At 66.5% G+C, this 11,042-nt stretch carries 11 protein-coding genes and 1 other annotated feature; of the genes, 1 reads left to right on the top strand and 10 read right to left on the bottom strand.

What is annotated here, in order from left to right; translation table 11 throughout:
• The 4 genes from B2V90_RS02470 to B2V90_RS02455 all read right to left on the bottom strand — a co-directional run.
• Nucleotides 1–483: hypothetical protein (locus B2V90_RS02470; protein WP_293919562.1), on the bottom strand; the 483-nt coding region annotated here is incomplete at its 3' end.
• 157 nt (nucleotides 484–640) lie between these two features.
• Complete coding sequence (locus B2V90_RS02465; protein WP_228220488.1) at nucleotides 641–1,288, bottom strand: glutathione S-transferase family protein; 648 nt, start codon at nucleotides 1,286–1,288, stop codon at nucleotides 641–643.
• A gap of 64 nt (nucleotides 1,289–1,352) precedes the next feature.
• A complete protein-coding gene (locus B2V90_RS02460; RefSeq protein ID WP_228220489.1) occupies nucleotides 1,353–2,843 on the bottom strand; it encodes a SulP family inorganic anion transporter in 1,491 nt (496 codons plus the stop codon).
• Nucleotides 2,844–2,911: 68 nt separating this feature from the next.
• Nucleotides 2,912–2,967 (bottom strand) — a sequence feature (sul1 is cis-regulatory element that is thought to sense ions involved in sulfur or methionine metabolism; They are found in Alphaproteobacteria).
• 59 nt (nucleotides 2,968–3,026) lie between these two features.
• A complete protein-coding gene (locus tag B2V90_RS02455; RefSeq protein WP_228220490.1) occupies nucleotides 3,027–3,797 on the bottom strand; it encodes a sugar phosphate nucleotidyltransferase in 771 nt (256 codons plus the stop codon).
• Between the two features lie 118 nt (nucleotides 3,798–3,915).
• Here B2V90_RS02455 and B2V90_RS02450 point away from each other — a divergent pair, with 118 nt between their 5' ends.
• Nucleotides 3,916–5,229: a lipopolysaccharide biosynthesis protein gene (locus B2V90_RS02450; RefSeq protein WP_228220491.1), complete on the top strand. Its 1,314-nt coding sequence runs from the start codon at nucleotides 3,916–3,918 to the stop codon at nucleotides 5,227–5,229.
• Here the strand turns inward: B2V90_RS02450 and B2V90_RS02445 are convergent.
• The 6 genes from B2V90_RS02445 to B2V90_RS02420 all read right to left on the bottom strand — a co-directional run bounded on the left by B2V90_RS02445 (nucleotide 5,226) and on the right by B2V90_RS02420 (nucleotide 11,012).
• Entirely contained in the window at nucleotides 5,226–6,008 is a 783-nt protein-coding gene (locus tag B2V90_RS02445) for a nucleotidyltransferase family protein (RefSeq protein ID WP_228220492.1), read from the bottom strand. The genes B2V90_RS02450 and B2V90_RS02445 overlap by 4 nt on opposite strands.
• Nucleotides 6,009–6,050: 42 nt before the next feature.
• The gene (locus B2V90_RS02440) at nucleotides 6,051–7,619 is read right to left on the bottom strand and encodes a M23 family metallopeptidase (protein WP_293919560.1); all 1,569 of its coding nucleotides are present in this window, start codon (nucleotides 7,617–7,619) and stop codon (nucleotides 6,051–6,053) included.
• Between the two features lie 139 nt (nucleotides 7,620–7,758).
• Complete coding sequence (gene csgH, locus B2V90_RS02435) at nucleotides 7,759–8,091, bottom strand: curli-like amyloid fiber formation chaperone CsgH (RefSeq protein WP_228220494.1); 333 nt, start codon at nucleotides 8,089–8,091, stop codon at nucleotides 7,759–7,761.
• Between the two features lie 26 nt (nucleotides 8,092–8,117).
• Nucleotides 8,118–8,861, bottom strand: a complete 744-nt coding sequence (locus tag B2V90_RS02430; RefSeq protein WP_228220495.1) for a hypothetical protein — start codon at nucleotides 8,859–8,861, stop codon at nucleotides 8,118–8,120.
• 18 nt (nucleotides 8,862–8,879) lie between these two features.
• The gene (locus B2V90_RS02425; protein WP_228220496.1) at nucleotides 8,880–9,536 is read right to left on the bottom strand and encodes a hypothetical protein; all 657 of its coding nucleotides are present in this window, start codon (nucleotides 9,534–9,536) and stop codon (nucleotides 8,880–8,882) included.
• 66 nt (nucleotides 9,537–9,602) lie between these two features.
• Nucleotides 9,603–11,012: a hypothetical protein gene (locus B2V90_RS02420; RefSeq protein ID WP_228220497.1), complete on the bottom strand. Its 1,410-nt coding sequence runs from the start codon at nucleotides 11,010–11,012 to the stop codon at nucleotides 9,603–9,605.
• Nucleotides 11,013–11,042 lie beyond the last annotated feature (30 nt).

Raw genomic sequence — 11,042 nt, 5'->3', positions numbered from 1 at the left:
GGCGCTGTCCGGCCCGCTTCGCTTGCGCCCCTTGGCCGCGCGGATCTGCGTCACGCGGGCACGGTGATGCTGCAACAGCCGCAGCCCAACGGCAAGGTTCGGCGCGCGCTTGACCTTGCGGGTCTTCACAGCCCCATCGCCATCCATGACGATCTCCTCGCTCTCGCTGCCGAACAGCGACGCGCGCATCAACATCATCTCCAGCTCGCAATAGCCTTCCTCCAGCGCCGCGTCCCAGGCGCGGGCAAAGGCGATCCGGCGCTTGCGCCGCGCATAGGCGCCCTGCCGGCATTTGCCGATCGACCGCGCTGCCTCGCTGACATTGCAATATTCCGCCAAAGCCAACAGGAAGTCGCGCTCCTCTTCCAGCGTCCAGCTGTCCTTGCGCGCCTGTCGCTGCTGCACGCGCGCGCCGTCCGCCCTCGCCTGCCGCTGCGGCACCAGCCGCGTTTCGATCCCCGTCCCAGTCTCCATCCCCGCCATCGCCCGATTCCCCCACCCCATCCGCCCGGCACGAAAAAGGCCGGCCCCGCTTTCGGAACCGACCTGCTCTCGCGCCGCCCTGGCGACTCACATTTTCCCAATATCGACCTATCTGCCGGAACAGCGTGACGATGTCAAGAGAAAAGTGCCATATAGGTTAATTCTCCAGCATGGCGCGAACCGCCGGCGCTTCTTCCTCCAACGCCGCCGCCATGCTCGGCCGCGCCTTCACCGCCGCCAGCCACGCCGCGACCCTGGGCCAGCGCGCCGCGTCCAGCCCGTCCGAACAATAGCCCACATTGATGATCGGGCACGCCGCCGCCAAATCCGCCAGGGTGAAGCGATCCTCCACCAGCCAGCCGCTCTCCGGCAGCACCTTCTCCAGATAATCGTAGATTTTCGGCATTTCCTCGGCTTCTGCCAAGTCCGCCGCCGCTAGGTCCGGTTCGCGCTTCAATCGCTTCGCCACTGCCCGGTTGAAGAATATCTTCTGCCCCACCTGCTGCGCGATCGTATCGCCAAATTCCTCGAACCAGATTGTGCGCGCCCGCGCTTTGGCCTCGGTCGGGATCAGATTGGGTTCGGGATGCAACGCATCCATATAGGTTATGATCGCGGTCGAATCGCACAGCAGAAAGTCGCCATCCTCCAGCGCCGGGATCTTGCCAAAGGGCGACCCGTCCAGATAGCCCGGATCGCCGCGACCGAACCCGGCCATCCGCGCCTCCGTTTCGATCCCCTTTTCGCTCGCGAAAACAAGCACTTTACGTACGAAGGGCGATACTCTGGCGCCATGAATGATCATCGGTCCGACTCCTCTCTTGCTTGGAGCCGGACCATGTCACATCAGTAGTTGAACGCAACCCTGTTCAATGCGGCACAACGCCCATCTCCACCCCGGTCTTGTCGTGCAGCGCGAACCGGTCGATGAGGTCGGCGCTCGCCCGGTTATAGCCGACCACCTCCACCGCCACGCCTTGCGCGCGCAGCTTCGCCACCACCTTGTCCAGCGCGCCCACGCCCGAAATGTCCCAGAAATGCGCGGCTGACACGTCGATCAACACTGCTTGCGTCCCGCTCTCGTCCTGAAAGGCGCGGGTGAAGCGATCGACCGACGCGAAGAATATCTGCCCCGTCACCCGATAGGTCGCCCGGCCTGCGTCCTCGCTCCGCTCCACGCCGAACATCCGCTGCACCTTGCCGGCAAAGAAGATGCCCGACAGCAGCACGCCCGCCAGCACGCCCAGCGACAGGTCGCGCGTCGCTACCACGACCACCACCGTCACCAGCATGACCACCGACGATGTCGGCGGATGCCGCCGCAAATTGGGGATCGAATTCCAGCTGAAGGTGCCGATCGACACCATGATCATCACCGCGACCAGCGCAGGCATCGGCACCCGCCCGACCCACGGCCCCAGCACCGCCAGCAGGAACAGCAAAAACGCGCCCGCGACGAATGTGGACAGCCGCCCGCGCCCGCCCGACGTCACATTGATGACCGACTGCCCGATCATCGCGCACCCGCCCATGCCGCCCAGCATGGCCGACACGATGTTCGCGCCCCCCTGACCGAAACATTCGCGCTTCTTGTCGCTGTCGCTGTCGGTCATGTCATCGACTATCTGCGCGGTCAGCAGCGATTCCAGCAGCCCCACCGCCGCCATCGTCACCGAATAGGGCGCGATGATGCGCAGCGTTTCCCAGGTCAGCGGGACTTGCGGCAGCGCCAGGCTCGGCAGCCCTTCGGGCAGCTTGCCCATGTCGCCGACCATATTGACCGGCAGGCCCAAGGCAATGCTGATCGCGGTCAGCACCAGGATCGCGACCAGCGGCGACGGCACCGCCGCCGTGATCCGGGGAAACCCATAGATGATCGCCAGCCCGCCCGCGACCATGGCGTAGGTTTCCCAGCCGACATTGGTCAGCTGCGGCAGCTGCGCCAGGAATATCAGGATCGCCAGCGCATTGACGAAGCCGGTGATGACGGATCGCGAAACAAACTGCATCAGCAGGTCCAGCCGCAACAGCCCGGCAACCGCCTGCACGATGCCCATCAGGATCGTCGCGGCAAACAGATATTGGACGCCATGCTCGCGCACCAACGGCGTCACCAGCACGGCGACGGCGGCGGTCGCGGCCGAAATCATGCCCGGCCGCCCGCCGATCAGCGCGATCGTCATCGCGATCGCGACCGAGGCATAGAGGCCGACGCGCGGATCGACGCCCGCGATGATGGAAAAGCCGATGGCTTCGGGGATCAGCGCCAGCGCGACGACGATGCCCGCCAATATGTCGCGGCGCGCACCCGCGCCGCTGCTGAACCACTCCTGCCGGTAGCGGATGAGATTATCTGTCATGATGTCTGAATGTCCACAACAAGGCACATGACGCGGATCGCCCGCGCAGTCTGAAAAATCATGTGTGATGTTGTCCGGCGGATCGGCGGCCGGAATAGCCACCCGGAATTGCACCGGGTCCATGCGAATGCGCGCCCCTTAACCCAGCGCCCTGCCGCAGGCAAGCCCGCCGGCCCCCGCCCGTTATCGCGCGTAACGTCCTTCCGCGATCCACTTGGCCGTCAGCGCCTGCGCCGCTTCCACATCCTGGGGGAAGTCGACCTCCTGCCACTCCAACCCCTCGATCGACACGGTGCCCACGCGATTGCCCTTGGCGATGATGTCGATCGCGCGCAGATACCAGCGTTCGACGCCCTCGGGCGTGCGCATCATCTGGTCGATCTGGTTGCGGAATATCGCCGGCCCTTCGCCGGTGAAGGCCAGCATGCCGATCGATTCCGCATTGGTGTCGGGCGGCAGCAACCGCTTGCCGATCGCGTGCAGCCGCCCATCCGCGTCGCGGCTGACCTTCATGTCATCGTCGTCATAATCGCCCTGCGGCTTCACATCGACGGTGACGGTGATCGCGTCCTTCGCGCCGGTGACCAGCTTTGCGACGATCTCGTCCGACACGATGGTGTCGCCGTTCAGGATGATGAAGTCCCGGTCCATCTCCTCCCGCACGATCCAGCAGGTGCCCAGATTATCGGCCACCTGGAAAAAGGGGTTGAACACGGTGCGGATGCGCGCGCCGGTGTCGCGATACAGCTGCAACGCATGGTCCTCGACGCGCTCGGTGCGGAACCCAGTCACCACCACGATATCGGTCACGCCATTGGCGACCAGCGCGGCGACCTGCCAGCTGATGAGGCTCCGCCCATTGAAATCGATCATGCATTTGGGCACGTCGCGCGTCAGCGGCAACAGGCGCGATCCCTGGCCGGCGGAAAGGATGATGGCTTTGCTGATCGTCATGGCGCGCGGCTTTAGCCCGCAATTGGGCCGAAAAAAAGGCGGCTTCAAACCGGCCGCCTCAGCCCCTAGATAGGCTCCGCCGGACGACCGGCTGGGGACAGGAAGGGCCGGCACTCAAGTGATATTCAAGCGCGGATCAGGCGCGGCGGCCGACGCCTTCGCCCGCATCCTGGCCAATACCGGCTGGCTGCTGGGCGGCAAGGGCGTGGGCGCGGTCCTGAGCCTCGCCTATCTCGCCATCGTCACCCGCACGCTGGGCGTCGCCGATTTCGGCCGTTTCGCCCTGGTCTTGAGCGCTGCCAACGTCATCAAGACGCTGGTCAGCTTCGACAGCTGGCAGATCGTCGTGCGCTATGGCCAGCCGCATCTGGCCTCGGGCGATGGCGACGCGCTCAACCGCGTGCTGCGCTTCTGCATCCTCATCGACCTGGCCTCGGCGGCGGCGGGCGCGGCCATCGCGGCGAGCGTCATCCTCTTTGCCGGCCCGCTGCTGGGGCTGGAGCCGGACATGGGGCTTCAAGTCTGGCTGTTCGCACTTTTGATGATGATCACCATCCGCTCCAGCCCGACGGGCGTGCTGCGCCTGTTCGATCGCTTCGATTCCGCCGCCTTTGCCGAAACCATGATCCCGGTCGGTCGCATGGTCGGCGCATTGGTCGCCTGGGCGGTCGCACCCGGCATCACCGCCTTCCTGCTGGCCTGGGCCTTTGCCGAACTGCTTTGCGCGGCAAGCTACTGGTTCCTTGCCCTGCGCGTGGGGGGAGCCCAAATCGGAAGCTGGCGCGCCGGCCGGGCGCTGGACGCGCGCGCGGAAAATCCCGGCATCGTCGGCTTTCTCACCGCCACCAATCTCCAGACGAGCCTGTCCTCGGTCGGGCAGCAGGTGGCGGTGCTGATCGTCGGTGCCTTTGTCGGCCCGGCGGGCGCGGGCCTTTATCGACTCGCCAACCAGCTCGCCAATTCCCTGACCAAGATTTCCAGCCTTCTCTCGCGCAGCATCTTTGTGGAACTCTCGCGCACCACGGCGCAGGGGACCGAAGCGCTGGGCGCGCTGTTCCGCCGCACCAACCGGCTGGCGCTGATCGCAGGCGCGGTGATCATCGCCATCATCCTCACCATCGGCCGCCCGTTGCTCGGCCTCATCGCGGGCGAAGAATTCCTGCCCGCCTATCCGCTGCTGCTGATGCTGGGCGTTGCCGCCTGCATCGACCTGGCCGGGGTCAGCTACCGCCCGCTGCTCATGGCCACCGACCGCACCGGCCTGTCGCTGCGGATCAGCGTCGTCGCGACGCTGCTGCTGCTCGGCCTGCAATCGGCGCTCCTGCCCCTCTACGGCACGCAGGGTGCGGCGATGGCGAACATCCTCTCCTCGCTCGCCGCCTTCACGATGATGGGCCTCGCCAGCCGCCGCGCGGTCGCTACCAAAGATTAGCGCGCGGCCAGGATCGCCTCGATCAGCGTCACATCCTCGGCCTTGTCCGCGTCGATGCACGCCTCCGGGCTCGCCATCGCCACCAGCCGCGCCTCCAGCCCCAGCCGCCGGCCCGCCCGCGCCATGCCACCGCGCAGCGTCGATATCCGCAGCAATGCGCCGATTAGCGCCAGCGGCCCGAACGCCGCCAGGATCTTCCACCCCTTCTTGCGGTCCTGCTCCACCTCCTGCCACAGCGCGATCGCGCGGCGCGCCCGATCGCTGCCGATCCAGAAGAGGTTCGCGCCCGACCATCCGCCGTCCCGGAATTTGAGCCAGGTTCGCCGCGACTGCGGATAGCGCGCCACCAATGTCGCCCGCTCGACCATGGCGACGGCGATGTCCGCCCCCTGCGCCTCCCCGACAAACTGGTCCAGCATCGCCCGGTCCAGCAGCACATGGTCCGCCGTCGTCAGCAGAACCGGGAAGGCCAGCGCCCGCGCCTCCATCATCGCCAAGAGCGACGATGCGATCCCCTGACCGCCCGTCTCGAACCGCACACGCGGATGATCCGCCAGCCACGCGGTCGCCGGCTCTGCGGCATAGGCATCGGGCCGCTGCGTCAGGATGATGACCTCGCCGATCGCGGGATGATCCAGCAACGCCCGCGCCGGGCGATTGATCATCGGTTCGCCCGCCACCGGGACCAGCGGCTTCACCGCAACACCCGCGGCCTTGGCCAGCGGATCGGGAATGGGACGCGCGCCTGCAAGCAGGATGGCGGTAACGGTGCCTGTCATCCCCGCCCGTTAGCGGAAGGACGCATCGGCGAAAAGATCAGATTACCGGCCCCTGCCCACTGGCGCGGCAGCCTGCGCCGGGTCCTGCTCCGCACCTTGGGCGAAGCGTTGATGCGCACCGACCGCCAGCCCCTTATAGGCCGCGAGTTTCGCCCGGAACTCCGTCAGCTCGCGGCCCGCCAGCTGCGCCGTCGTCGTGAACTTCACCGACAGTGGATTGACCGTCTTGCCATTGCGATACAGCTCATAATGCAGATGCGGCCCGGTCGACAGGCCGGTCGATCCGACATAGCCGATCACCTGCCCCCGCCGCACCCGCTGCCCGGATGCCGCCGCGATCCGGCTCATATGCGCATAGCCGGTCGCCAGGCCGCCGCCATGCTGGATGCGCACATAATTGCCATGCCCGCCATGCCGCCCGGCAAAGGATACGACGCCATCGGTCACGGCATAGATAGGCGATCCGTAGCGCGCAGCGAAATCAACGCCGGCATGCATCCTTGTATAGCCCAATATCGGATGCCGCCGCTGGCCATAGCCCGACGACATGCGCCCGGCGACCGGCGCCGACAACACGCCGCGCCGCTCGCCCACGCCTGACGCCTCATACCATTCGGTGCGGCCATTGCTGGTCCATTTCACCATGTCGATATCCTTGCCCCGCGCGCGCTTCAGACCCGCATAGAGCAATTCGCCCACTTCCACGTCGCCGGTTTCGGCCTGCCGATATTCGGTGACGATGTCATAGCGGTCGCCCGCCGCGATGGAGCCGAGATCGACCTGCTTGGCGATCACGCGCAGGAACGCCTGCACCGCCTTGGGCGGCGCGCCGGCCGCGCGGGCGGAACGATAGATGCTGTCCCCCACCACGCCCTGAATGCGCAGCGGCGTATTGTCGACGCGGATCGGCACGCGCTGCACCGACAGCACGCCGCCCAGCCGCTCGAACGTCATGTCCAGGTCCAGCCGCGCGCGAAACGCCAGTTTGTCCAGCGGCCGCGGCCGATCCCGGCTCGCGCGGCGGCCCAGCACGATATTGAGCCGCGTCCCCGGCTTTACCCCGCCCGCAATGTCCGCGCCCGCCATCCCGACGACGGCGGCGACATCGGCGCTGCTGACGCCCGCGCGCGACAAAGCGCGCGCCAGCGTATCGCTGCTGCCGACCTGGGCGCTCAGCTCAATCTGCGGCCGCTCGGGCGTCTCGCGCAGCGGCTGCACCGCGTCCGTCGATCCCATGCGATGGCCGCTGTCCCCGCCCAGCGCCAGCGGCGTGATCATCTGGCTGCGCACCTCGTCATATTGCGCATCGCTCAGCGTCGGGCCGGGTGCGCCGGGCACGGGCTGGAAACCGGGCGAGAGGTATAGCGCGCTGGCGCAAAGCCCGAAACAGGTCGCAAGGCCGCGAAACCAGGTGCGACTGCCGATCCGCTGGCCAAGGTCGGGGACCAGTTCCACATCCTCGGCCCAGTCGCGCAGGCGCATGCGCCAGTCGCGCGTCGGGATGGGCACGCCGCGCCGCAGCGACTCCGCCATCCACAGCGACATGGGCGCGCCGCCCTGCTGAAACCCGACCTGGTTATCCTGAAACAAACCCGCGACCCCCAAGGGCATCTGTCCGCCGCGACGCCCGCCAACCGCATATGCGCCCGCACCGCCCTTGTGAAGCAAGTGAGGTTAAAGCCGCCTTAAGATGCCATGACCCGGCCCGCATCCGCGACGAACGGCGCTTGAAACGGTCTTTTCCGGTTGGTCAACGCTCGGGCGTGATCGCCTGCTCGTAGGGCGGCTGGCCATCGATGCTGATCCTCAGGCGCGCCGTTCGAAACTGGTTGACCCGCAACGTCACGAATGTCGCGGGCCTGTTCGCGGCCAGGTGAATACGCCCCTTCTGCACGGCATGATTGCCCGACCGGGCGCCTGACACCACGTCCAGTTCATACGAGCCCGAAACCGCGACCGGCGACAGGCCGCGCACCGTCAGCACGTCCGCACCATCCGCCGCCGTCAGCACCGCTTCGACCGGGTGATCGGCCATGTCCTGCGCCTGCATCGGCGTCCCTCCCATCGCAGCCAGCATCATCATCAGGCTTCCTGGCATCACCACCCCCGTCATCGCGGCGTCAGGATGTCGACGACCGCGCCGATCGCTGCATTCTGCAATGCCTCGGCCTGCGCGTCCTTTTCCTCATCCACCGGCTTTTGCGCCGCACTGGCGGGCGCGTTCTGCAAGGCAGCGGCGGCGGCAATCCGCTGATAGTCGGGATCGTCCGCATCGGATCGCGTCGCGATCCGGCGATCCGCAGAGACCGGCTCGCCACGAATGCGCCCGTCGACCAGCAACTTCTGCTCGGGCGACAAGGCGGTAGGGGACGGCTTGGCAAATTCGGCGGAGCGCGTCTCGATCACCTGCGCGCAGCGCCCCGGCGTCTCCCTATCGGCCGCGCCAGGATCGCAACGGTCCCGTCCCTCGACTGCCTCGACCGCGCCAGTGCGTCCTTGGGCGGGCGAAGACAAAGGCGCGCTGGGCTGGGCGGTCCGCCCGCCGCGATAGAGTTGCGTGACCGGCTCATCATCCTGCACTGGGCCGAGCTGGCGTACGGATTGCACCGAATCCCGGCGGTCCTCCGTCCGCACCGGGTCCGCCAGCACGCCCGCCCCCTCATCACGCCAAGTCACGATATCGTCGGGCGGCAGCAGCGACCCCGCCCGCGCATCCTTGTCCCCGATCTGCTCAACCTCTCCGGCCGCCCGCGCGGGTTCGCCATCGATCACGCTCACCTGCGCGGCCACGCCAGACCCAACCAGCATCAGCGGCGCGATCAGCATCCCGGATAGTATTCGACAGCCCATCATCGCCGCCTCTCCATGGCGTTATTTGCCGCCGACGCCACCGCTCTGATGGATGGCGATGGCGCTGCCGCCCTGCTGCTGCACGCCCAAGTCGGCATTGTAATTGCCCTCCTGCGTCCAGGTCAATTGATTGCCCGCGCCGGTCTGGCTGGCGGTCATCGCATTATTGTCGCCGGTCTGCGCCAGCGTAGCCTGATTGTCGCCGCCATCCTGCGTCAGCGCGACCTGATTGCCATTGCCCGTCTGCGCGATCGTCGCCTGATTGCTGCTCGCCGCCACCGCACGCTGCTGCACCACAGCGCTGTTGCCATGGCCGATCTGCGCCAGCGCCAGCATATTCTGTCCTGCGCCCTGCTGCGTCACCCGCGTAGCATTGTCGTCGCCCCGCTGCGTCACGGCTGCGGCGGCCGCTTCGCCGCGCTGCTCGACATGGGCGATATTACGTGCGCCATCCTGCGCGATCCGGGCCGCCGCGCGCGGCGCGCTCTGCACGGCCGTGACGCGATTATAGGAGCCAACCTGCTCGATATAGACGCTGCGGCCATTCGATGCCGGCACCTCCAGCATATAGGGCAGGCTGGGGGCAGGGATGCCGGGTTGCGCTTCGCTGGCCTGCGCGGCCATCGCGCCTGCCAAAGCCAGCGCCAGCAGCGCCGCCATGCCGAATTTGCCCATCATCGCCTCCTTCACACAAAAAGATACCCGCCGGCCCGCCCGTCTGGGGCGGGCCGGCGGGCCGTGCGCTTACATCGCGCCGGCCGAACCCTGGACGACCGTGGCGCTGTGGCCATTGCCGCTCTGGTTGACGAAGCTGTTGTTGAGGTCGCTCGTCTGCGTAACGGTCGCGCTGCTGCCGCTGCCCGACTGGATCACCGACGAATAATTGTCGGTGCCGTCCTGCGTCACTTCAGCCAGATGATCCGATCCCGACTGGTCGATGAACGACTCGTTCGACAGACCGCCCTGCGTCAGCTCGGCCCGCTGATCCTGGCCGCGCTGGGTGATGGTCGACATGCCATCGTCGCCATTCTGCGCCACCGACGCATATTGGTCCGATCCATTGAGCGCGGTGCCCTGGTCGATCGAGGACGTGTTGCCATCGCCCACCTGGTCGACATAGGCGGCCTGGCTCCAGCCATATTGCGTGACGGTCGAGCTGTTGTCGTTCCCGCTCTGATCGACATCGGCCAGATGCGATCCCAGCACGCCCTGCGTGACCGTCGAATCATTGTCGTTGCCGCTCTGGTCGACCAGCGCGTCGGACAGAGCGCCCGCCTGGCTGATGACCGATCCGTTGCCATTGCCGCTCTGGTCGACATCGGCATAATGCGCCGCGCCCAGCGATCCGCCCTGGGTGATCTGCGAATCATTGTCGTCGCCGGTCTGGCGCACCGCCGCATCCTGCAAGCCGCCCGACTGGCTGATCTGCGAGCTGTTGCGATCGCCGCTCTGGAACACGCCGCGCACGGTCGCATCGTCGCCCGCGTCATTCGCGATGCCGCCCTGCGTGATCTGCGAGTCATTATCCTCGCCGGTCTGCTCGACATTGGCGGTGTTGAGGCCAAGGCCGTTCTGCAAGATCGACGATTCGTTCAGCGACCCTTCCTGCGTCACGATCGCGACATTGGCGCCGGAGCTCTGGATGATGCCCGACTGGTTGGTATCGCCGCTCTGGCTGACATTTGCGTCATTGCTGTTGCCCGACTGCGCGATGGTGGACGTCAGGTCGCTGCCCTGCTGGTCCACGAATGCGTCGTCATTGTCGCCGGTCTGCAAGATGTCGGAGCTGTTGCCATCGCCATTCTGCGTCACCTGCGCGTCGGCATTGTCATTATACTGGCGGACGCGCGAATAGGAGTCGCCGGTCTGGTCGATGGTGGCGCTGTTATTGTCGTCGCTGGCATTGCTGCCGCCGCCCGTGCCATTGTCCTGCAGAACGATGGATTCAGCGCCATTGCCCGACTGGGTCACGGTCGCGGCATTATTGTCCCCACCCTGGGTCACGGTGGAGGCCGCGGCGGAGCCGGATTGGGTCACGGTCGCGACGGCGTCCGTGCCGGTCTGCGTGACGGTGGAGTCATTGTCCTGGGCCAGGGCCGGAACCGCGGCCAGGAAGGCAAGCGCCGACGCGCTCGCAAGAAGGATGCGCTGCATGATCTTATCCCTTTATCTTGTGCGAAAGGG

It is taken from the genome of Sphingobium sp. UBA5915 (assembly GCF_002431195.1).
Taxonomy (GTDB): Bacteria; Pseudomonadota; Alphaproteobacteria; order Sphingomonadales; family Sphingomonadaceae; genus Sphingobium; species Sphingobium soli.
Note: the sequence above shows the minus strand (reverse complement) of the source record. Positions and strands in the feature narration are given on the sequence as shown.